This window comes from Flavobacterium sp. N502540 (genome assembly GCF_025947365.1).
In the GTDB taxonomy this organism is placed as follows: domain Bacteria; phylum Bacteroidota; class Bacteroidia; order Flavobacteriales; family Flavobacteriaceae; genus Flavobacterium.
This window is the reverse complement of record NZ_CP110012.1, coordinates 31,697-53,857: the sequence shown is the minus strand read 5'-3', so window position 1 is coordinate 53,857 and position 22,161 is coordinate 31,697. Positions and strand designations below refer to the sequence as shown.

Sequence of the window (22,161 nt, the reverse complement as noted above, 5' to 3'; positions counted from 1 at the left end):
ATAATAGAGTTCAAAGATACAGAAATTAGTTGTTTGGTAAATTTTTTCCGAAAGGAGAGGGAGGATTTGTTTTACTCCGCATTATAAAAGGGTATTGCCTGGCAGTATTTTTTAGGGATTAAGTTTATTTTAGCAATTGTGTTATTTTTCTTGTTTTTAATGATATGTTCTGCTTAAAAAAATCATAAAAAACGGGCAGTATCGATTTTTGGCTCGGTTTTTTCTAGTGTGAAGGCATAATAAAAAATTTTAATGATATGAAAAAAGTACTTTTACTATGCGCCTTAATGTCTGTGATCTTAAGTTGTAAGTCGGTTGCAGTTAAAAAAACAAACACAAAAGAAACAACTTCTAAAACAAATTCAGAAGAAGAAGATCTAAATGTTTATTTTAAAGCTACTGGAAATGAACCATTTTGGGGATTGAAATTTGGAAAAGATAAAATTGTTTTTACATCATTGATCGAAGGAATGGAGTCCATTAGTTTTGATGCTGTTGAACCAATCAGAGCAATGGATGCTAACGTAAAAATGTATAGAGTAAAAAATGGGAAAACTGAGGCTACTATTACCGTTCAGCAATTTGAATGCACGGATTCAATGTCAGGTGCCGTTTCCCCTTATACCGTTAAAGTAGAAATGAATGGTAAAACTTTAAACGGTTGTGGTAAGTATATTACGGATTATCGTTTGCATGATATCTGGGTTTTAGAGGAGTTGAATGGAAGAAAACTAACTTCTTCTGACTTCCAAAAAGAAATGCCACGTATCGAAATTAATGCTGCTGAGAATACATTTTCAGGATTTGGAGGCTGTAATAATATTGGAGGAAAAATCTTCTTCGAAAAAGGATTGTTAAGATTCTCTGATGTAATTTCGACTTTAATGGCTTGTATGCCGGCGAATAAAGAGGGTGAATTTGTAGAAACATTGCAAAAAACAACTACTTATTCAATTGAAAATTTAAGATTGACACTTTCTAATCCTGATGGGAAATTATTAGTTTTTAGAAAAGTAGACTAAATCCCGTCTTATAAATAAAATTTGCCATTCCGATTGCGATGAATTTCCAAAGATTAATGCTGAAATAAGCAGTATTGTTCAGGAAAATTCGCTGATTGGAATGGCAAATTATTTTAGATAATAATCCGAAGGGTAAAAAATACACAAGTTGTGTAATTAGATCAATTTACTTATATTTTAGTCTGATAGAATCCCGATGTCATATGAAAATAATACAATGCAATTGGACTATATTGAATTTACCATCGGTATTATTCCAGTTCTTTTGTGTTCGGTTCTTCTTCTTCTTCGATAAAATCAAGTTCTAAAGCTCTTACGGTCTGAACAGCATTTCCGGCAATACCGCGAATCGAGCCGTACATTCCCAGAGTATTATGAACTACTTTTTCAATTTGCTTCTCGCGTTGTTTCCAGATACGCTGCATGGCTCTTTTTTCAGATTCCAGATCACTCTGCATTTGTGTGAAGCCCTCCACAATTCCTTCTACCTGTAAGCGAAATTCATTGCTGGTTAAAAAATCATAGAGCATCGACATTTTATCGCCTTTGTTCTCCTGTGCCTGAACGGCCTGGCTAACCTGTATTAAAGATTGACGTAAAACAGCACTTAGCCCTTTAAATTCTTCATAAGTACAAATCCAGATCCCGTCGCGCATACCCATACGATCCATTCCGGCAGGCATCACCTCAGTGACCAAAACACCAATATTGGCCTTTTTGGTTCGGATGTCATTCTTGAATTTTTCAATCCAGGCAGGCTGGAAAGCTTTAGTGCGCTTACTTTCATAATAAATAGAACCACAATTTTGTACCTCTCGGGTATTTACAACCTGAAGACAGTCGGCACCATTAGCTCCTTTTTTTATTTCATCAATAGTGTCTAACGGAAAATTACTGGCCAGCCATTCTTCAATCGCAAGTTCCATTACTTCACCTTGCAATTGCATAGACCCCTGTTCCTGCTTGCGTTTCATTTCCTCAATCAGCTTTTTCTGATCGTCAGACTGTTTTTGGTATTCTTTTATTTTTAATTCGTTTTTTTCTTCTTCTTGTTTTCGGATTTTGTCGCGTTCCAGAATCAAAGTAGCGTTAAGCTGTTTTTGAGCTTCCGTTTCTATTGCCTCCTTCATTTCGAGTTTTTCACGTTGAAGTTTCGCAATTTCACCTTCCATTTTATTAAGCTCACGAAGTTTCTCAGATTTTTCCGAAAGCTCTTTTTCCATTAGAAGCAAACGATCTTTGTTTTCTTCTTCGAGTTTGGTTTTTAATTTTTGAGTAATTTCTTTTTCGGCTACTTTTCTTTCGCGTTCCAGCCTTTCAGCAAAAAGTTCATTTTCCTGTTTTTTCTTGGCTTCAAATTCAGCTTTTGCTTTTTCAAATTGCTCGTTTTTAAGTTCCAGTTCTTTGGACTGAGCACTGGCTTTTTGTTGAAATTCTTTACGGATACTATCTTCCAATTGATGTTTCAAAACATCATTTACATCGATTGGTGTGCCGCAATTGGGACACTGGATTGAAGATTGCTCAGCCATTTTTTGTTGATTTTATTTAAGGATGGTAATATTCTGCTAAGATATTTAAAAAGGAGGTTTTTTTTGCTACTAAATTTTATGAATTTTCAGGAAGAATATATTTTAAACAAAAACAAAGAAATTAAGATATAGAAATTTTTGTTTTGGATATTGGAGTGATTTTGTGTCTAAAGTTGCCTTAATCTAACTCATACAGACGATTCTAAATTTAGCAGCTAAATGGTAGTGTTTTTCTTATTTTTTAAAATATTGTGTTTCGGATACTGAAAGAGTTCTTTTACTTCTTTTTCAAAACAGTTCCGAATTGTGTAGAAAATACATTTTTAGAAGGATGTTTTTTCTTTTTTGGATCAGTCGAAACAATAAAAACTAGATAACATACAATTATTTTACAATAAGATAATATCTTTTTTCCAGTTGTTAATTAAATAATTTTATAAAAAAAAACTATCAAATATGAATGATTGTAAGTTGATTTGTTTTAAAAGTTGATCTTTTTAACAGGTTTTTTATTGATTTTGTATTTGAAATAACAATTAACAAAAAGACTATTATTTTGAAAAAAAACTACTTTATTGCTGCAGTTTTTCTGCTTCAATGTTGCATTTCCTTTGGGCAAAACCAGAATCCAATTGGTTGTGGAACCCAATTATCTCAAAAGGAAGAGACTGCATTTATGAAATCGCTTTCTAAAATTAAAACCTGGAAAAAAGGAAATACAAAGAAAGCTGCTACTGTTCCTTATATTATCCCCGTGGTGTTTCACATTTTGGCCGACGGAACTAATATTAATAATGTTTTTACCAAAGAACAGATGAAATGTCGAATCGACGACGCGCTGCTAACGGTGAACAAGGATTTTAATGGTTTGTTTCCGGAATATGCCATGACCGATCCTCGTTTTGACGCCATTAAAAGTAAATTGAACATTCAGTTTGTTTTAGCGACCGTTGATCCTGAAGGAAATCTATTAGAAATTCCGGGTCTGGACTGGCATCCTGAAGCCCATATTGCTGATGGTTACGATGCCAGAATCTATGATCATATATGGTACGGTAAAAACAACAGGTATTATCTGGATGTTTTGGTGGTAGATGAACCTAATACCGGACAGGGATCTGTTGGGTCAGGACATGCTTTTTTACCAATTCAGGATGCAATACCGCGTGTTGCTTACAACCACAGGTACATCGGAAGTACTTGCGGATCGAACGCCAGTGCTACTTTTGCAAAAGTTATGACACATGAGTTTGGTCATTACTTCGGATTAAAACACACTTTCCAGGACGATTGTGATCCGGTAAACGACGGGATGGCTGATACTCCTCCTACGAAAGTTGCTGAAGGCTGTACGAGAAACGTACTAAACAGCTGTGGAGTTTATGCCAATGCCGAAAATCACATGGACTATAATACCGATTGCCAGAACATGTATACCAGGGATCAGACGAATGCAATGAAATATTGGTTAGAAGACAAAACGGTTGCTAAATATCCAAGGGGGGTATTATGGGATCCCGCTAATCTTACTGCAGTTGGGGCTATCGAAAGCAATCCGACGGCTAATTTTAGCAGCAGTACAACCGCTATTTGTTCAGGTAAAAGTATTGTTTTTAAAGATGTTTCTTTAGGATTGCCAAATTCAAGAGTCTGGACATTCGAAGCAGGAACTCCGGCAACCTCTACAGATCAAAATCCGGTGGTGACTTATAACACATCAGGAAAGTATAAAGTAACTTTAAAGGTAACCAATTCACAAGGAACAAATACCATAGAAGTACCCAATTATATAGAAGTAGATCAAAAATCGACTGCGAATTTAACGGAAAGTTTTGCAGGTGCTTTTCCGCCTTCGGGATGGGAAATTACAAATCCGGATAAGGGGTTAGGCTGGGAAAAGCGAAAAGGAGTGGGGCATAATGACAGTTCGTGTATGATCATGAACAATGCCGATAATTCAGTATTAGGGGCTTTGGATTATATTAGATTGCCTTATTTTGATTTTGCGGCCGGGCAAAACAGTCAGCTGTTCTTTGACGTAGCTTATACAAAGTTTGATGATGCCAGTCCCGATGTTTTAAAAGTACAGGTTTCTACAGATTGCGGACAGACCTGGAATGATGTTTATTCAAAAACACACACATTATTAGAAACCACAGCGGTTCCTACGGCTCAGGCCAATAACTGGATACCTGCTGTTGATGCCAATTGGCGAAAAGAAGTTGTAGACCTTAGTGCTTATGAAGGAAATAATAATGTTTCTATTCGTTTTGTAAATATTTCGGGTTATGGTACACGAATTTGGATTGACAATGTAAATGTTGCCGTTACGCAGGCTGGCACCCCGGTTTCAGATTTTGCTTCGAACATCAGAGGAACAAATTGTACCAGTATTACAGCTCCGTTTTTAGATGTTTCAACAGGAAATCCTACCTCATGGAATTGGTCATTTCCGGGAGGTACACCGGCAACTTCTACAGATCAAAATCCAGTTGTAATGTACAATTCACCGGGTTCTTATGCTGTAACATTGACTACTAAAAATGCGGAAGGCATAGGCACAACGCTTACCAGAAATAATTTTATTAATATTGTTGATCCTTATAAAACTTCTTTTACCGAAGGGTTTGAAGGTTCTTTTCCGCCTGCAGATTGGGAAATTATTAATCCCGATAACAAATTAGCCTGGGAACAGCGTATCGGAGTAGGGCATAATTCGGCATCTTGTATGGTAATGAATAATGCTGATAATGATAAAGTAGATGAAGTAGATGAAATCATTCTGAAACCTGCAGATCTATCGGTTGGAATAACTGATTTTTCATTTGATGTTGCTTATGCAAAATTTGATGCTGTGAGTCCCGATGTTCTCGAAGTTTTGGTTTCAAAAGATTGTGGTGTAACCTGGGAAAGTGTTTATAAAAAAACGCACACTGAACTGGAAACATTTGCTAGCAACGATGCAAACAATTGGATTCCAACTTCAGATTCACATTGGAGAACCGAACGAGTGATTTTATCCGATTATAAAGGAGAAGCAAATGTTTTATTTAAATTTAAAAATACTTCAGGATATGGAGCGAGAATTTGGATAGACAATTTGAAATTCAATTTTGACAGTAAAGAAACTCCGTTTTCAGAATTTTTGATTAAGGATGAAAGGCAATGCAGTGATCTCCCGATTACATTTAAAGATAACTCGACCGGAGAACCTACTGCCTGGATTTGGTCATTTCCGGGAGGCACACCATCTTCTTCAACAAGTAAACAGCCTGCTGTAGTTTATGATAGTCCGGGAACTTACAATGTGACTATGACAGCTTCTAATGCAAATGGAACGGGGTCTACGATGACAAAAAATGGTATTGTAGTGGTGAAAAGTAAAAATAGTCTTCCATTCTCGGAAAATTTTGAAGAAAGTTTTCCTATTCAGGATTGGGAAATCATTAATCCTGATAAAGATGCTATTACATGGGAAAAACGTTCAGATGTGGGTAAAGGCGATTTGTCCTGTCTGGTCATCAATAATGCCGATAATCCAACGGATAAGATAGACGAACTCATTTTAAAAGCATTTGATTTATCTTCTGCAACAACCCCTTATTTATATTTTGATTTGGCTTATACGCAGTATTTAAACGCTTATGATCCGGCGCCTGCTCCTGATCATATTGATATATTGGTGTCTTCAGATTGTGGTGTTACCTGGACGAATGTTTATTCTAAAAATCAAATACAGCTGCAGACAGTTTCACCGGCAATTCAGGACGATCCTGCAACAACCGGATCAAACGAAACAAACGATTGGATACCAACCAAAGATTCCGATTGGAGAGCCGAAAAAATTGATCTGAGTATAGTAAAACAGCAAAAAAATGTTTTAATTAAATTCAAAAACACATCAGGATATGGGACCAGAATTTGGTTCGATAACTTAAAAATAGATAACGGACCTAATTTAGCCGTAACAAAACCAAGAGAAATAAACAGTTTAACAGGAGTTCAGGTATATCCGAATCCATCCGCTAATGTTTTTCATCTGGTAACACCATCATCGGATAACTATACCGTTACAGTGCATAGTGCAGAAGGGAAAATGATTCATACCGAAACTTTTTCCGGAGGAAATAACACAGAAAAAACAATTAATTTATCGGGGAAAACTAGAGGGGTATATTTTCTTAATGTAACTTCTTCAGCGAAGAAAACTTTCACCCAAAAAATCATAAAGCAGTAATTTAGGCTGTTATAAAAAGAGAGAGACTGTGTCCGTTGGGATACAGTCTCTTTTTTATTTAATGATTTATCAGAAAATTGACCCTCCCCAAAAAAAGGATCAAATTTTGAAATTAAACGATATCCACAACAATTTTTCCAACAGATGAACTGTCACTAACCGCTTTGTGAGCTTCCATAGCAGTATCTAAAGTAAAGCTTCTGGGATCAATAAGAGGTTTTAACTTCCCTTCTTCTATAAATTTTGTAGCTTCTTTTAAAATATCTCCATGATGTTTTCTGCCCTCACCGCTAATCATCGGGTGTAAAACAAAAACACCATGTAAACTCGCAGATCGAAGTGATCCCGTTGCCAACGTATGCGTTCCAAAAGCATAGCAACTGGCAATTTGACCATAATGTCGGATAGCAGCAAAAGAATCATCCAAAGATTGACCTCCAACCGTATCGTAAATAATGTCAAAACCTTTTCCGTCTGTAAATTGCTTTACATAATCTTCAACTTTTACTGTTTTATAATCAATTGGAGTTGCTCCATATGATTCAACGATGGCTGCTTTTTGAGGAGAAACGGTCGCATAAACATCAGCACCAAAAATGTGGGCAAGCTGTACCACCATGTGGCCAACACCTCCGGCTCCGGCATGAACCAAAACCTGATCCCCTTTCTTTACTTTTGCTCTGTCAATTAACCCCTCCCAAGCCGTAAGCAGTACCAATGGAATTGCTGCGGCCTCTTTCATAGTCAGGTTCTTTGGTTTTATGGCCAGTAAATCGGCGTCAACGGCAGTGTATTCCGCTAATGTTCCCTGAAGTCCCAAAACACCTCCGGCGAGCCCGTAAACTTCATCCCCAATTTTAAAATCGGTAACATTTTTTCCAACTGCTTCAACAACGCCGGCAAGATCTGTTCCTAATACCGCTGGTAAAACAGGCGATGCATAAGGTGAAACCCTAATACGAATTTTGTTATCGATAGGATTAACGCCGCTTGCGTGAATTTTGATTAAAACTTCTCCTTCTTTTGGAGTTGGTTTTTCTATTTCAGTACTTACAAAATCAGATTCGTAAGTAGTTGTTAAAAGTGCTCTCATTGCTAACTTTGATTATAATATTTGTACTGTTTTGTAAACCTGAATGGGCGAGGAGATTAAACCTTCACTTTGTTTAATAAAATCCTGCAGATACTGCTGATTGTTATGAATATCAAGGCCAGGCTGATCTTTCCATTCTTCCCAAATAATAAAAACATTTTCGCTGTGATGCAGATCATATCGAATACAAGCCTCTTCTTTTCTGGTTTCAGTAACCAAATGGTTTAACATGTTTTTGATTTGAGCTGTATTTTCCGGTTTACTTTTTAAAATAGCAGTAATTGAAATCATAATCATATAGTTTTAAAGATTTGTTTTAAATGGTTGGTATAGTTTTGTTTAAAGATACCAATATTTTCTTCAGTTGCCCCCTTTTCTACATCATGAAAATGAAAACCATCCAGTTTTTCCATTCCTACAAATTGATTCATTTTATGGAAACCAAACATAACTCCTTCGTCTACAGTAGTTTCTTCAAAAAATTCTCCCGGAAGTGTGAAAGCCGTTGCAGGAGCATTCCAGCTCGTGGTAAGCATGTATTTTCGCCCATGTAAAAGCCCGCCTGTACCATAATTAATATCAGGATTCGTTCTTGTTCTGCCATCATTTTTGTAAATTCCTTTCTCATGACCCTCAGTAAAAACATCGTCAATATATTTCTTAAAAAGATTAGGAACGTGAAACCACCAGATTGGCGTATGATAAATCACTAAATCAGCCCATACGAATTTTTCGACTTCCTTTTCAAGATCGATTTCATCCTGAATATGAGTTGTTCTCACTTCATATTTATTGCTGGTCGTTAAATATTCTATAGTCCAGTCCGTAATGGTTTGATTGAATTTTCCACCTGAATGAGCAAAGTTTTGCCCGCCGTTGATAATAAAAATTTTCTTCATTTTGTAAATGTTCTTATAAATTTTGTTTTCGTATAAATTGTTGTAATAGATTGAAGCATGTTTTTTTAACGTCTTAGAAAAGATGCTGAAAAACTACGTAGCAAAATTATACCGTTTTTAACTGTTTTAAATGGTATATATTTGTGTTTTTTAGGTATATTTGCGGCTACAATAAATAACAGACAAAATGAAAAAAGAAAATTTATACGAACCGTTTAGTGTTTCTTTTGAGACTTTAGATGTATATCCGGATGTGGGAGATCGTCATAACTTTTTTGAATTGGTTTATGTTTTAAAAGGAACAGGCTTACAATGCATCAATAAAAATGTTTTTGAATACGATGAGGGACATTTATTTTTGCTGACACCCGAAGACTGTCATAATTTTACCATTGAGACCAAAACAAATTTTTTCTTTTTAAGATTTAATGATATTTATCTGAAAAACTCTAGTCTGCAGAACGAAAATATACAACGTTTAGAGTATATTCTACAAAATGCGAATCATCAACCGGGCTGTATTTTAAAAAATGTTGCCGATAAATGTTTGGTGAAAGTTATGGTAGAGGCAATTATTAGGGAGTATGAAGATAAAGATGTGTATAATAAAGAATTGATTCAGCAATTGGTAAACACCCTTATTATTGTAGTTGCCCGTAACATTGCGAAGTATTTGCCGGAACAAGTAAATATTGGGTGTGAGGCAAAAGCAATGGACATCTTGCAATACATTCAAAACAATATTTATTATCCTGAGAAAATCAAAGCAGAATCGATTAGTGACTTCTTCGGAATTTCAAGCACCTATTTAGGGCGCTATTTCAAGAAGCACGCAAACGAAACCATGCAGCAGTACATTAGTAATTATAAAACAAAATTGATTGAACATCGTTTGCAATTCAGTGATAAACGAATTAATGAAATAGCTTATGAATTTGGTTTTACAGATGAAAGCCATTTCAATAAATTCTTTAAGAAACAAAAAGGAAATAGCCCTTCTGAGTTTAGAAAAACAATCAGGATCAGTGCCTAACATGAATTACACTATTTTGTACTAATTTTTTTGCCACAGATTGGAACGATTAAATAGATTTTTACTTCGTGCTAATTTGTGAAATTGGTGCTTCAATATGAATTACACTATTTTGTACTAAATTTTTTGCCACAGATTGGTACGATTAAATAGATTTTTACTTCGTGCTAATTCGTGAAATTGGTGTTTCAATATGAATTACACTAATTGGTACTAGTTTTTTGCCACAGATTAGATGGATTAGAAAGATTTTAATTCGTGTGAATTCGTGAAATTAGTGTTTGTTTTGAAATCTCGAATCAAAATTCATTCGGTTGGTGCTGACAACTTTAATTTTCTTACTGTCCGGATGAGCCGGATTTATAAGGTAATTGAATTCCTGCGGTACAATACAGCTTGGAACTTTTAAAATAGCAGCTTCATTGTAATCAATAAAATCGTCGCCAATCGTTTGTGTTATTAGGATTGGTGGTTTGGAATTCCAGTCTTCCGGTAAATCTTCCAGACGAACTTCCTGAATGGTGATTTCATCCGGGATTTCGATTTCCACATAAAATCGATCCAAAGGCAAATCTTCACTTAAATCTAAATGAACAGATACTTCAAGTGTAGCTAATGCGCGGCTTTCCGCTGTGTAAACCATACGGGTGTTGAGGCTGTTCCATCGGAAACCTTCAGACATTGAGGCACCGATTCCTGCTAAAGTAGAGGAGAGGTATTTTTCTCTTTCAATTCTAAAAACCTTCATTAAGCTAAGTTTCCGTACTCTAATCGGTTTAAACTAAATTTCACCTCGTTAATTCCGGTTACAGTGTCCAGCATGTTTTCAGGTGTGCTTCCGCCAATAGATAAATTAGGCTTTTTAAGCCACCTTTGAAATTTTTCCTCTTCATTATTAAAAACTTCCAGGCCATAATCGATCAGTTCATTGATTAAAATAACCAATTCACTGTCTCTGCTGTCTAAAAGTAGATGTTCGCTTTTTTTCTTATTGTAAGTGGTTTGAGGAATTCCCACAATTGCCAGCATAGATTTTACAGGGTTGTTTAATCGCCTGCTGATGACTTCAATCGAATCATAAGGAATACCGGATCGGATAACTCCAACGCGTTCCATTTTGTTGCTCCAGCTGTATTCTTTCCCATCAGAACTTAGAGTTGATCTTTTAATAGAAATTACTTTCCCGGAAGCATTTCGAATGCTTCTCTTAGTATCAAAAGGTTCTGTATTTTGTTTGATCTTTTCCATGATACAACTATTTTGCTATAAAGATACAACAATTTTGTTGTTCATATCAAAGTTTGGAGAAAAAAAATATTTCCGATTTACAAGGATAGAGTTAAATGATCTTTTTAATTACACGCAATTTGTGAGTGTGTTTGTTTGTTTCGGGATTGTAGATTCCTAAGTGATCCAAGCGATCAATGCGAACTTTACCGCTGGCGTGAATGATGTAATTATTGTCCATAATAATACCAACATGTGTGATGTTTCCTTCGTCGTTATCAAAAAAGGCCAGGTCGCCGGCTTCGCTTTCTTCGATAAAGCTCAAAGGTTCTCCGTCAAGAGCCTGTTGTGAGGCATCACGATGAATTTTATAGCCGTTTAATTTGTAGACCATCTGAGTGAAACCCGAACAGTCAATTCCAAAAGGGGTTTTGCCTCCCCAAAGGTAAGGTGCGTTCAAATACATAAAAGCGGTAGTTATGATTGCGCTCTTAGGTTTTATACCGCTGGTCTTGGTGCCTTCGAAATCAAAATTTGAGATATTGATTTCACTGTTATTTAAAAAAGACAGAGATGCGCCAAGCGGAATGGGTAGCAATAAATTGTTGGAAGAAGTGATATAATCAATCAAATCAGCATTCAGAATAATAGCATCATTGCTTAATTGTTTAAAATTTGCTTCCGAAATAACCTGGTACTGTTTGGGGTCTACCCAGCCTTCATAGTCGTCGTACTGAATTCTTATTCGGGCCCATTGATTTTGACGTTCCAAAATCTCGATATGTTCACCAAACAAAAGTTGAGTAACGATTTCACTTCTGTCGCTTGGCTCAGATCGTACGGGTACTATGGCTAGATTGCAAATTCCGAACATTTAGGGTAATTTATAAGTTAAAAATTAGGAGTTATCTGGAAAACAAATAACTCCTAATAGAATAGTATTTAAGCTCTCTCGATAACAATTGCCGAAGCACCTCCACCACCGTTGCAAATTGCTGCAGCTCCGGTTTTGGCATTGTTTTGTTCTAAAACACTTAGTAAAGTCACGATGATTCTTGCTCCCGAGCATCCTAGAGGATGACCTAAGGAAACAGCTCCACCGTTTACGTTTACTTTATCGTTGTCAAGATTAAGAATTTTTGAATTGGCTAATCCAACAACAGCAAATGCTTCGTTGAATTCGAAATAATCAACATCATTTACTGAAATTCCGGCTTTGTCTAAAGCTTTCGGTAATGCTTTTGCCGGACTTGTAGTAAACCATTTTGGTTCCTGAGCAGCATCAGCATATCCTTTTATGTAAGCAAGAGGTTTTAATCCTAAGGAAGTTGCTTTTTCTTCAGACATTAAAATTAAAGCAGCGGCTCCGTCGTTTATCGTAGAAGCATTAGCAGCAGTAACCGTTCCGTCTTTAGTGAAAACAGCACCTAGTGTAGGGATCTTATCCAGTTTTACATTGGTGTATTCCTCGTCTTTTGAAACGATGACAGGTTCACCACGTCTTTGTGGAACCTCTACTGGTACAATTTCGTTATCAAATTTTCCGGCATCCCAAGCTTTTGCACTTCTTTCATAAGATTGAATCGCAAAATTATCCTGTTCTTCGCGGCTGATGTTGTATTCAGATGCACATAAATCAGCGCAAACTCCCATTGCGTTGTTATCGTAAGCATCTGTCAAACCATCTTTTTGCATTCCGTCAAGCATAGAAGCAGGGCCGAATTTAGTTCCGTTACGCATTTGTACATAATGCGGAATCAAACTCATGTTCTCCATTCCTCCGGCTACCACGATTTCAGCATCACCACAAGCGATAGCCTGTGCGGCAAACATAACAGCTTTCATTCCTGAAGCACAAACTTTGTTTACAGTTGTAGCGACAACTTCTTCAGATAAACCGGCAAAAAGTGCAGCCTGACGTGCTGGTGCCTGACCAACTCCGGCCTGTACCACATTACCCATAAATACTTCATCAACTAATTTTGGGTCAAGGTTAATTTTTTGAAGTGCGCCTTTTATTGCGGCAGCACCTAATTTTGGGGCAGGTACAGTAGATAAACCTCCCATGAAACTTCCGATAGGCGTTCTAACGGCAGAAACGATAACAACTCTTTTGTTCATTTTCTGTTAATATTAGTTAATCAAGCAAATTTACTCTTTATTTAAATAAATTCAAATTTTGTGTCAATTCGATTGAATTTTAAATTTAATGTGAATTTTTAGTTAATTCTATTTATTTGATTGTGAAGCATTTTGAAAAAAAGATTAAAAAAACTTAAAAAAAAGCTTCAAAATAGTTGTGAGATATGGAATGTTGTTATACCTTTGCAACCGCAAAACAGAACACGTTTCTTGAGCTTGGAGAGGTGCCAGAGCGGTAATGGAGCAGATTGCTAATCTGTCGACGGGTAACCGTCGCCAGGGTTCGAGTCCCTGTCTCTCCGCTTAGATTTTGCCTCGGGGTGTAGCGTAGCCCGGTTATCGCGCCTGCTTTGGGAGCAGGAGGCCGCAGGTTCGAATCCTGCCACCCCGACAAGAACTTTGTCGGAAGTTTAATGAAAATGGACGCATAGCTCAGCTGGATAGAGCACCTGCCTTCTAAGCAGGCGGTCGAAGGTTCGAATCCTTCTGCGTTCACAAAAAGCCACTCAATTTGAGTGGATTTTTTGTTTTGTGTTAGATTGGTTTTTCGTAGCGTAGCTCAGCTGGATAGGGTATCCCGATTTCCAATCGGGACGGTCGAAGGTTCGAATCCTTCTGCGTTCACAAAAAGCCACTCAATTTGAGTGGCTTTTTTGTTTTGTGTTGGATTGGTTTTTCGCAGCGTAGCTCAGCTGGATAGGGTATCCCGATTTCCAATCGGGACGGTCGAAGGTTCGAATCCTTCTGCGTTCACAAAAAAAAGCCACTTAATTTGAGTGGCTTTTTTGTTTTGTGTTGGATTGGTTTTTCGTAGTGTAGTTCAGCTGGATAGAGTATTCCGATTTCTAATCGGGACGATCGAAGGTTCGAATCCTTCTGTGTTCACAAAAAAAAAGCCGCTCAATTTGAGTGGCTTTTTTGTTATGTGTTGGATTGGTTTTTCGTAGCGTAGCTCAGCTGGATAGAGTATCCTGATTTTTAATTGGGACGGTCGAAGGTTCGAATTCTTCTGCGTTCGCAAAAAGCCACTCAATTTGAGTGGTTTTTTTGTTTTGTGTTGGATTGGTTTTTTGTAGCGTAGTTCAGCTGGATAGAGTATCCCGATTTCCAATCGGGACGGTTGAAGGTTCGAATCCTTCTGCGTTCACAAAAAAGCCACTCAAATTGAGTGGCTTTTTTGTTTTTGGGCTGTTTGTAGTTGGCGGTAGGGTTGGAGTGTTTGGTTTTTTTAAAATTTAAGTTAGTGGAGAATTTTGATTCTTTAGTGTTTGTGAAAAGTTGCTCAAAAAAGAGTGGCTTTTTTTGTTTTAAGTTATTTGTTATTGGGGTGGGGTTTGGGTATTGATTAAGGGGATTGGGTGATGTGGATTGAATGATTGTGTATAAGAGTAGATTTGTTTATTGTGTCTATATGGTTTGCAACCCGATAGGTTTTTATAAACCTGTCGGGTTTGTTTTTTACTACCTATATATTAAGGAGTGATTCTGTCCAGCTAAGCGAAAATACAGGAAAAGTAGCTTCTGTCCGGCTGAGCGAAGTCGAAGCTTTCAGGTTTGGAATTTGAGATTCTATACTATATATAAGAGCAGTTTTTCTGTCCAGCTGAGCGAAGTCGAAGCTTTATCCCGCTATCCGCTGCAATCTTTTGCTTTTTAAAGGAAAAATCAAAAGGATTTCCACTACTATCGGGGCTAGGGCATGGGTTTTCAAAGGAAAGATCGGTCATAAAGTAAAAACTTCACGCCTTTGCATCTTTGAGAGAGTGGTAAAATAGGAATGTTTTAAAGGCAGGTGTGGTATTGAATCTGATTTGCTTAAGAAAAATCCTTCAAAGTTTAAAATAGTTTGATTTGTAAAAGAGGTGTTGTCAGAGTGTTAAGAAAAAGTTTTAAAAAAGATTAAAAATAAGTTTAGAAAAAGCTTGTGAAAGCGGATAAAGTGACTACTTTTGCACCCGCAACAGCGATAAACGTTCACAGAAATACTGATAAGCAAAACGAATCAAAACGAAAATTTATTTTCAAAAAAGATTAAAAAAAAGCTTGTGAGTAAAGAAAGAAAGTTTTAAGTTTGCACCCCGCAAAACAAGGGAAGTTCATTGAAAGATTGGTAAGGAGAAGTTAAAAACGAAAAGAAATTTTCTAGAAAAAAACTTCAAAAAACTCTTGCCGATTAGAAATAAGTTTTCTACTTTTGCACCCGCTTTGAGAAACAAGCGAGATTAAGAAAAAAGAATACGTTCGTAGACATATTGAATTGACAGCCGTTTCGATGAAAATCGGAACAAAAGAATAAGAGTAATAGAGTCGTAAGATTCGAAAAGAACCGATAGATATTCATCGCAATATAATATAAAAAATATACGATGAAGAGTTTGATCCTGGCTCAGGATGAACGCTAGCGGCAGGCTTAACACATGCAAGTCGAGGGGTATATGTCTTCGGATATAGAGACCGGCGCACGGGTGCGTAACGCGTATGCAATCTACCTTTTACAGAGGGATAGCCCAGAGAAATTTGGATTAATACCTCATAGTATAGTGACTCGGCATCGAGATACTATTAAAGTCACAACGGTAAAAGATGAGCATGCGTCCCATTAGCTAGTTGGTAAGGTAACGGCTTACCAAGGCTACGATGGGTAGGGGTCCTGAGAGGGAGATCCCCCACACTGGTACTGAGACACGGACCAGACTCCTACGGGAGGCAGCAGTGAGGAATATTGGACAATGGGCGCAAGCCTGATCCAGCCATGCCGCGTGCAGGATGACGGTCCTATGGATTGTAAACTGCTTTTGTACGAGAAGAAACACCTCTACGTGTAGAGATTTGACGGTATCGTAAGAATAAGGATCGGCTAACTCCGTGCCAGCAGCCGCGGTAATACGGAGGATCCAAGCGTTATCCGGAATCATTGGGTTTAAAGGGTCCGTAGGCGGTTTAGTAAGTCAGTGGTGAAAGCCCATCGCTCAACGGTGGAACGGCCATTGATACTGCTAAACTTGAATTATTAGGAAGTAACTAGAATATGTAGTGTAGCGGTGAAATGCTTAGAGATTACATGGAATACCAATTGCGAAGGCAGGTTACTACTAATGGATTGACGCTGATGGACGAAAGCGTGGGTAGCGAACAGGATTAGATACCCTGGTAGTCCACGCCGTAAACGATGGATACTAGCTGTTGGGCGCAAGTTCAGTGGCTAAGCGAAAGTGATAAGTATCCCACCTGGGGAGTACGTTCGCAAGAATGAAACTCAAAGGAATTGACGGGGGCCCGCACAAGCGGTGGAGCATGTGGTTTAATTCGATGATACGCGAGGAACCTTACCAAGGCTTAAATGTAGTTTGACCGATTTGGAAACAGATCTTTCGCAAGACAAATTACAAGGTGCTGCATGGTTGTCGTCAGCTCGTGCCGTGAGGTGTCAGGTTAAGTCCTATAACGAGCGCAACCCCTGTTGTTAGTTGCCAGCGAGTCATGTCGGGAACTCTAACAAGACTGCCAGTGCAAACTGTGAGGAAGGTGGGGATGACGTCAAATCATCACGGCCCTTACGCCTTGGGCTACACACGTGCTACAATGGCCGGTACAGAGAGCAGCCACTGGGCGACCAGGAGCGAATCTATAAAACCGGTCACAGTTCGGATCGGAGTCTGCAACTCGACTCCGTGAAGCTGGAATCGCTAGTAATCGGATATCAGCCATGATCCGGTGAATACGTTCCCGGGCCTTGTACACACCGCCCGTCAAGCCATGGAAGCTGGGGGTGCCTGAAGTCGGTGACCGCAAGGAGCTGCCTAGGGTAAAACTGGTAACTAGGGCTAAGTCGTAACAAGGTAGCCGTACCGGAAGGTGCGGCTGGAACACCTCCTTTCTAGAGCCTTGATGTTAGCCTAGTGCACGTTAAGGAAAAAAGATGATTATTTATGGGTCTCTGAATTGGAGATTGTATTACTCTTGCTGTTAATTTAAAAAAATGAAAGAATTAAGTAAAAACAGAGTCTCGTAGCTCAGCTGGTTAGAGTACTACACTGATAATGTAGGGGTCGGCAGTTCGAGTCTGCCCGGGACTACTTTTTTAGAGTTTTGAATTATGAGTTATAAATTATAAGTTATAAAAAGAAAGATCAACTAAGAAAGACTGAAAGCTTAATTTACAAGGAAATTTTAGAGGTTGAGAGCTTATGAGCATAACTCATAACTAATAACTCATCACTAAAGAAATGGGGGATTAGCTCAGCTGGCTAGAGCGCCTGCCTTGCACGCAGGAGGTCAACGGTTCGACTCCGTTATTCTCCACTGGTTAATTAGATAATTAGCCAATTAGAATATGAGATAATTAATTATCAAATTGACTAATTACTGTATTATCTAATTGATAAAAGTTCATTGACATATTGAGATAAGAAAATAATAAGAAAGTAGAAAGCGTTTTTTATTAGCAATAATAAAAGACAAAAAAAAACGGTCTTGTTTTAATTAACAAGATTGGTACAATAAGCAAAATAAGGGCGTATGGGGGATGCCTAGGCTCTCAGAGGCGAAGAAGGACGTGATAAGCTGCGAAAAGCTACGGGGACGAGCACACATCGATTGATCCGTAGATATCCGAATGGGGCAACCCACTATGTTGAAGACATAGTACACCGATAGGTGGGCAAACCCGCTGAACTGAAACATCTAAGTAGGCGGAGGAGAAGAAAACAAAAGTGATTCCGTAAGTAGTGGCGAGCGAACGCGGATTAGCCCAAACCAATGTTGTTACGGCAATGTTGGGGTTGTAGGACCACGATATTTTATGTACAAGGAACCGGAATCGACTGGAAAGTCGAGCCACAGAGAGTGATAGCCTCGTATGGGTAACAAGTATAATAGATAGTGGTATCCTGAGTAGGGCGGGGCACGTGAAACCCTGTCTGAATTTGGCGGGACCATCCGCTAAGGCTAAATACTCCTGAGAGACCGATAGTGAACCAGTACCGTGAGGGAAAGGTGAAAAGAACCGTGAATAACGGAGTGAAATAGATCCTGAAACCATACGCTTACAAGCGGTCGGAGCCCTTAAGTGGGGTGACGGCGTGCCTTTTGCATAATGAGCCTACGAGTTAACGTTGCTGGCAAGGTTAAGTGATTAAGTCACGGATCCGTAGCGAAAGCGAGTCTGAATAGGGCGCTTTAGTCAGTAGTGTTAGACGCGAAACCGTGTGATCTACCCATGGGCAGGATGAAGCGCTGGTAACACAGTGTGGAGGTCCGAACCGGTTGACGTTGAAAAGTCTTCGGATGACCTGTGGGTAGGGGTGAAAGGCCAATCAAACTCGGAAATAGCTCGTACTCCCCGAAATGCATTTAGGTGCAGCGTTATTTTAGTTATATAGAGGTAGAGCTACTGATTGGATGCGGGGGCTTCACCGCCTACCAATTCCTGACAAACTCCGAATGCTATATAATGATTGATAACAGTGAGGGCTTGGGTGCTAAGGTCCAAGTCCGAGAGGGAAAGAACCCAGACCATCAGCTAAGGTCCCCAAATATATGCTAAGTTGAAAGAACGAGGTTTGTCTGCCCAGACAGCTAGGATGTTGGCTTGGAAGCAGCCATTCATTTAAAGAGTGCGTAACAGCTCACTAGTCGAGCGGACGAGCATGGATAATAATCGGGCATAAGCATATTACCGAAGCTATGGATTTTGTAGTAATACAAAGTGGTAGGGGAGCATTCCAGCAGGGTTGAAGGTGTATCGTAAGGTATGCTGGACTGGCTGGAAAAGAAAATGTAGGCATAAGTAACGATAATGCGGGCGAGAAACCCGCACACCGAAAAACTAAGGTTTCCACAGCTATGCTAATCAGCTGTGGGTTAGTCTGGTCCTAAGGCGAACCCGAAAGGGACAGTCGATGGCCAACGGGTTAATATTCCCGTACTACTAATTACTGTGATGGGGTGACGGAGTGATGAAAGCGCCGCGAACTGACGGAATAGTTCGTTGAAGTACCTAGCTATATTCTCTATAGGCAAATCCGTAGAGAATGGTGAAATACGATAGTACTCGGAGTCTTCGGACAAAGAGATAGTGCGCCTAAGGGCTTCCAAGAAAAACCTCTAAACTTCAGGTAATTAGTACCAGTACCGTAAACCGACACAGGTAGTTGAGGAGAGAATCCTAAGGTGCTCGAGAGATTCATGGCTAAGGAATTAGGCAAAATAGACCTGTAACTTCGGGAGAAAGGTCGCCCCCAGCAATGGGGGCCGCAGTGAAGAGGTCCAGGCGACTGTTTATCAAAAACACAGGGCTCTGCAAAATCGTAAGATGAAGTATAGGGCCTGACACCTGCCCGGTGCTGGAAGGTTAAGAGGAGATGTTATCTTCGGAGAAGCATTGAATTGAAGCCCCAGTAAACGGCGGCCGTAACTATAACGGTCCTAAGGTAGCGAAATTCCTTGTCGGGTAAGTTCCGACCTGCACGAATGGTGTAACGATCTGGACACTGTCTCAGCCATGAGCTCGGTGAAATTGTAGTAACGGTGAAGATGCCGTTTACCCGCAGTGGGACGAAAAGACCCTGTGCACCTTTACTATAGCTTAGTATTGACCTTGGATAAATGATGTGTAGGATAGGTTGGAGACTTTGAAGTGGCGTCGCCAGGCGTTGTGGAGTCATTGTTGAAATACAACCCTTTGTTTATCTGAGGCCTAACTCTTCGATGAAGAGGACAGTGCTTGGTGGGTAGTTTGACTGGGGTGGTCGCCTCCAAAAGAGTAACGGAGGCTTCTAAAGGTTCCCTCAGTACGCTTGGTAACCGTGCGTAGAGTGCAATGGCATAAGGGAGCTTGACTGAGAGACATACAGGTCGATCAGGTACGAAAGTAGAGCATAGTGATCCGGTGGTTCCGCATGGAAGGGCCATCGCTCAAAGGATAAAAGGTACGCCGGGGATAACAGGCTGATCTCCCCCAAGAGCTCATATCGACGGGGGGGTTTGGCACCTCGATGTCGGCTCGTCACATCCTGGGGCTGGAGAAGGTCCCAAGGGTTGGGCTGTTCGCCCATTAAAGTGGCACGCGAGCTGGGTTCAGAACGTCGTGAGACAGTTCGGTCTCTATCTACTGTGGGCGTTAGAAATTTGAGTGGATCTGATTCTAGTACGAGAGGACCGAATTGGACAAACCTCTAGTGTATCTGTTGTCCCGCCAGGGGCACCGCAGAGTAGCTACGTTTGGAAGGGATAAGCGCTGAAAGCATATAAGCGCGAAACCCACCACAAGATGAGATTTCTTTTAAGGATCGTGGAAGATGACCACGTTGATAGGCTATAGATGTAAAGGCAGTAATGTCATAGTCGAGTAGTACTAATAATCCGTAAGCTTATGTACACCCTTTTCCCTCTCGTCCCAGACGAGAGGGAGGAAACTTTCTTAACAAAAAAACTTATTTGTTTCTTTATCTCAGTATGTTAAAATATTAGCTCGACGCGAGCAGTCTTTAAGTCGAAAGATTAAAGTCATAAAGTTGAAAGACTTTAAAACTTTAAGACTTGTGACTTTAGACTAAAAACCTTAAGGTGGTTATTGCGGCGGGGCTCACCTCTTCCCATCCCGAACAGAGAAGTTAAGCCCGCCTGCGCAGATGGTACTGCAGTTATGTGGGAGAGTATGTCGTCGCCTTTCTTTTAAGAACCCTGTTCGTAATAAAACGGGGTTTTTTATTCTAATTTTTGTTTAAGTGAAAGTTTAAACAAAAAATGGTACCTTAGCTCAGATGGTAGAGCAATGGACTGAAAATCCATGTGTCCCTGGTTCGATCCCTGGAGGTACCACATAATGCTCGGATGGTGAAATTGGTAGACACGCTGGACTTAAAATCCAGTGAACAGCAATGTTCGTGCGGGTTCAAGTCCCGCTCTGAGTACTAAAAACTTCAACTGGTTTTACTAGTTGAAGTTTTTTTACGAATAGAAGTGAAGAATGCTGATCATTCGTAGTGAACTTTATAATAAAGGCATTGTTTTAATCGAAAAAATATGAATTTAGTTAGTTTAAAGTTGTATAAGACTTTGATAATTAGAAAATAATGGACGCATAGCTCAGCTGGATAGAGCACCTGCCTTCTAAGCAGGCGGTCGAAGGTTCGAATCCTTCTGCGTTCACAAAAAGCCACTCAATTTGAGTGGCTTTTTTGTTTTAAGTGGTTTTATTAACGCAGCTCAGCGGGATAGAACATCCCGATTTCCAATCGGGACGGTCGAAGGTTCGAATCCTTCTGCGTTCACAAAAGCCACTCTAAACGAGTGGCTTTTTTGTTTTAAGTGGTTTTATTAACGCAGCTCAGCGGGATAGAACATCCCGATTTCCAATCGGGACGGTCGAAGGTTCGAATCCTTCTGCGTTCACAAAAGCCACTCTAAACGAGTGGCTTTTTTGTTTTAAGTGGTTTTATTAACGCAGCTCAGCGGGATAGAACATCCCGATTTCCAATCGGGACGGTCGAAGGTTCGAATCCTTCTGCGTTCACAAAAGCCACTCTAAACGAGTGGCTTTTTTGTTTTAAGTGGTTTTATTAAAGCAGCTCAGCAGAACAGAGCACCCCGGTTTTTAATCGGGACGATCGAAGGTTCGAATTCTTCTGCGTTAACAAAAAGCCACTCAAATTGAGTGGCTTTTTTGTTTTAAGTGGTTTTATTAACGCAGCTCAGCGGGATAGAACATCCCGATTTCCAATCGGGACGGTCGAAGGTTCGAATCCTTCTGCGTTCACAAAAGCCACTCCAAACGAGTGGCTTTTGTGTTTTAAGCGGTTTTATTAAAGCAGCTCAGCAGAACAGAGCACCCCGATTTCCAATCGGGACGGTCGAAGGTTCGAATCCTTCTGCGTTCACAAAAAGCCATTCTTACCGAGTGACTTTTTTGTTTATATCAGTTTCAACTATATGGTTCAGGATCGATACAAAAAATGGATCAGATTTAAAAGCTGG

11 protein-coding genes, 12 tRNA genes and 3 rRNA genes are annotated in these 22,161 nt (G+C 39.4%); 18 read left to right on the top strand and 8 right to left on the bottom strand.

Going from position 1 to position 22,161, the window contains the following annotated elements:
• Positions 1 to 257 precede the first annotated feature (257 nt).
• Complete coding sequence (locus tag OLM58_RS00275) at positions 258 to 1,022, top strand: META domain-containing protein (protein ID WP_264530715.1); 765 nt, start codon at positions 258 to 260, stop codon at positions 1,020 to 1,022.
• Positions 1,023 to 1,273: 251 nt separating this feature from the next.
• Here OLM58_RS00275 and OLM58_RS00270 read toward each other — a convergent pair whose 3' ends face one another.
• Positions 1,274 to 2,554: a DUF2130 domain-containing protein gene (locus OLM58_RS00270; protein ID WP_264530714.1), complete on the bottom strand. Its 1,281-nt coding sequence runs from the start codon at positions 2,552 to 2,554 to the stop codon at positions 1,274 to 1,276.
• A 556-nt stretch (positions 2,555 to 3,110) separates the two neighbouring features.
• On the opposite strand from OLM58_RS00270, the gene OLM58_RS00265 reads away from it, so the two are divergent.
• Positions 3,111 to 6,791, top strand: a complete 3,681-nt coding sequence (locus OLM58_RS00265) for a PKD domain-containing protein (protein ID WP_264530713.1) — start codon at positions 3,111 to 3,113, stop codon at positions 6,789 to 6,791.
• Positions 6,792 to 6,903: 112 nt separating this feature from the next.
• Here the strand turns inward: OLM58_RS00265 and OLM58_RS00260 are convergent, their stop codons facing one another.
• The 3 genes from OLM58_RS00260 to OLM58_RS00250 are packed head-to-tail and all read right to left on the bottom strand — an operon-like array spanning position 6,904 to position 8,783.
• Entirely contained in the window at positions 6,904 to 7,884 is a 981-nt protein-coding gene (locus OLM58_RS00260) for a zinc-dependent alcohol dehydrogenase family protein (protein ID WP_264530712.1), read from the bottom strand.
• Positions 7,885 to 7,896: 12 nt separating this feature from the next.
• A complete protein-coding gene (locus OLM58_RS00255) occupies positions 7,897 to 8,175 on the bottom strand; it encodes a putative quinol monooxygenase (RefSeq protein ID WP_202704474.1) in 279 nt (92 codons plus the stop codon).
• A 2-nt stretch (positions 8,176 to 8,177) separates the two neighbouring features.
• The gene (locus OLM58_RS00250; protein ID WP_264530711.1) at positions 8,178 to 8,783 is read right to left on the bottom strand and encodes an NAD(P)H-dependent oxidoreductase; all 606 of its coding nucleotides are present in this window, start codon (positions 8,781 to 8,783) and stop codon (positions 8,178 to 8,180) included.
• A gap of 187 nt (positions 8,784 to 8,970) precedes the next feature.
• On the opposite strand from OLM58_RS00250, the gene OLM58_RS00245 reads away from it, so the two are divergent.
• On the top strand, positions 8,971 to 9,816 hold the full coding sequence (locus OLM58_RS00245) for an AraC family transcriptional regulator (protein WP_264530710.1): 846 nt from the start codon (positions 8,971 to 8,973) through the stop codon (positions 9,814 to 9,816).
• Between the two features lie 274 nt (positions 9,817 to 10,090).
• On the opposite strand, the gene OLM58_RS00240 is transcribed toward OLM58_RS00245, so the two are convergent.
• From OLM58_RS00240 to OLM58_RS00225, 4 genes are all read right to left on the bottom strand, one after another.
• Complete coding sequence (locus OLM58_RS00240) at positions 10,091 to 10,564, bottom strand: RES family NAD+ phosphorylase (protein WP_264530709.1); 474 nt, start codon at positions 10,562 to 10,564, stop codon at positions 10,091 to 10,093.
• Positions 10,564 to 11,064 carry an antitoxin Xre/MbcA/ParS toxin-binding domain-containing protein gene (locus OLM58_RS00235; RefSeq protein ID WP_017495965.1) on the bottom strand — a complete coding sequence of 167 codons (501 nt, stop codon included), beginning with the start codon at positions 11,062 to 11,064 and terminating at the stop codon, positions 10,564 to 10,566. The genes OLM58_RS00240 and OLM58_RS00235 overlap by 1 nt, the downstream gene beginning before the upstream one ends.
• Positions 11,065 to 11,155: 91 nt before the next feature.
• The gene (locus OLM58_RS00230; RefSeq protein WP_264530708.1) at positions 11,156 to 11,917 is read right to left on the bottom strand and encodes a C40 family peptidase; all 762 of its coding nucleotides are present in this window, start codon (positions 11,915 to 11,917) and stop codon (positions 11,156 to 11,158) included.
• 68 nt (positions 11,918 to 11,985) lie between these two features.
• Positions 11,986 to 13,164: an acetyl-CoA C-acyltransferase gene (locus tag OLM58_RS00225; RefSeq protein ID WP_264530707.1), complete on the bottom strand. Its 1,179-nt coding sequence runs from the start codon at positions 13,162 to 13,164 to the stop codon at positions 11,986 to 11,988.
• Positions 13,165 to 13,403: 239 nt separating this feature from the next.
• Here OLM58_RS00225 and OLM58_RS00220 point away from each other — a divergent pair.
• The 15 genes from OLM58_RS00220 to OLM58_RS00150 all read left to right on the top strand — a co-directional run bounded on the left by OLM58_RS00220 (position 13,404) and on the right by OLM58_RS00150 (position 21,943).
• Positions 13,404 to 13,487, top strand: a tRNA-Ser gene (locus OLM58_RS00220).
• Positions 13,488 to 13,501: 14 nt separating this feature from the next.
• Positions 13,502 to 13,576, top strand: a tRNA-Pro gene (locus tag OLM58_RS00215).
• 30 nt (positions 13,577 to 13,606) lie between these two features.
• Positions 13,607 to 13,680: transfer RNA gene (locus tag OLM58_RS00210), tRNA-Arg, on the top strand.
• 1,868 nt (positions 13,681 to 15,548) lie between these two features.
• Positions 15,549 to 17,062: ribosomal RNA gene (locus tag OLM58_RS00205) — 16S ribosomal RNA — on the top strand.
• A gap of 125 nt (positions 17,063 to 17,187) precedes the next feature.
• Positions 17,188 to 17,261: transfer RNA gene (locus OLM58_RS00200), tRNA-Ile, on the top strand.
• A 152-nt stretch (positions 17,262 to 17,413) separates the two neighbouring features.
• Positions 17,414 to 17,487, top strand: a tRNA-Ala gene (locus OLM58_RS00195).
• Between the two features lie 195 nt (positions 17,488 to 17,682).
• Positions 17,683 to 20,563, top strand: a 23S ribosomal RNA gene (locus OLM58_RS00190).
• A gap of 184 nt (positions 20,564 to 20,747) precedes the next feature.
• Positions 20,748 to 20,857 (top strand): 5S ribosomal RNA (rrf, locus tag OLM58_RS00185).
• Together the 16S, 23S and 5S rRNA genes with 9 tRNA genes alongside form the textbook arrangement of a ribosomal RNA operon.
• Positions 20,858 to 20,933: 76 nt before the next feature.
• A tRNA-Phe gene (locus OLM58_RS00180) sits at positions 20,934 to 21,006 on the top strand.
• A 6-nt stretch (positions 21,007 to 21,012) separates the two neighbouring features.
• Positions 21,013 to 21,098 (top strand) — tRNA-Leu (locus OLM58_RS00175).
• A gap of 164 nt (positions 21,099 to 21,262) precedes the next feature.
• Positions 21,263 to 21,336: transfer RNA gene (locus OLM58_RS00170), tRNA-Arg, on the top strand.
• Between the two features lie 49 nt (positions 21,337 to 21,385).
• Positions 21,386 to 21,458 (top strand) — tRNA-Gly (locus OLM58_RS00165).
• Between the two features lie 48 nt (positions 21,459 to 21,506).
• Positions 21,507 to 21,579 (top strand) — tRNA-Gly (locus tag OLM58_RS00160).
• 48 nt (positions 21,580 to 21,627) lie between these two features.
• A tRNA-Gly gene (locus tag OLM58_RS00155) sits at positions 21,628 to 21,700 on the top strand.
• Between the two features lie 170 nt (positions 21,701 to 21,870).
• A tRNA-Gly gene (locus OLM58_RS00150) sits at positions 21,871 to 21,943 on the top strand.
• Positions 21,944 to 22,161: the final 218 nt, after the last annotated feature.

Excerpts from the sequence above, each read along its gene's own strand:
- OLM58_RS00270 (WP_264530714.1), bottom strand. The coding sequence starts at position 2,554 with ATGGCTGAGCAATCTTCAATCCAGTGTCCCAATTGCGGCACACCAATC.
- OLM58_RS00235 (WP_017495965.1), bottom strand. The coding sequence starts at position 11,064 with ATGGAAAAGATCAAACAAAATACAGAACCTTTTGATACTAAGAGAAGC.
- OLM58_RS00245 (WP_264530710.1), top strand. The coding sequence starts at position 8,971 with ATGAAAAAAGAAAATTTATACGAACCGTTTAGTGTTTCTTTTGAGACT.
- OLM58_RS00255 (WP_202704474.1), bottom strand. The coding sequence starts at position 8,175 with ATGATTTCAATTACTGCTATTTTAAAAAGTAAACCGGAAAATACAGCT.
- OLM58_RS00260 (WP_264530712.1), bottom strand. The coding sequence starts at position 7,884 with ATGAGAGCACTTTTAACAACTACTTACGAATCTGATTTTGTAAGTACT.
- OLM58_RS00240 (WP_264530709.1), bottom strand. The coding sequence starts at position 10,564 with ATGAAGGTTTTTAGAATTGAAAGAGAAAAATACCTCTCCTCTACTTTA.
- OLM58_RS00250 (WP_264530711.1), bottom strand. The coding sequence starts at position 8,783 with ATGAAGAAAATTTTTATTATCAACGGCGGGCAAAACTTTGCTCATTCA.
- OLM58_RS00230 (WP_264530708.1), bottom strand. The coding sequence starts at position 11,917 with ATGTTCGGAATTTGCAATCTAGCCATAGTACCCGTACGATCTGAGCCA.
- OLM58_RS00275 (WP_264530715.1), top strand. The coding sequence starts at position 258 with ATGAAAAAAGTACTTTTACTATGCGCCTTAATGTCTGTGATCTTAAGT.
- OLM58_RS00225 (WP_264530707.1), bottom strand. The coding sequence starts at position 13,164 with ATGAACAAAAGAGTTGTTATCGTTTCTGCCGTTAGAACGCCTATCGGA.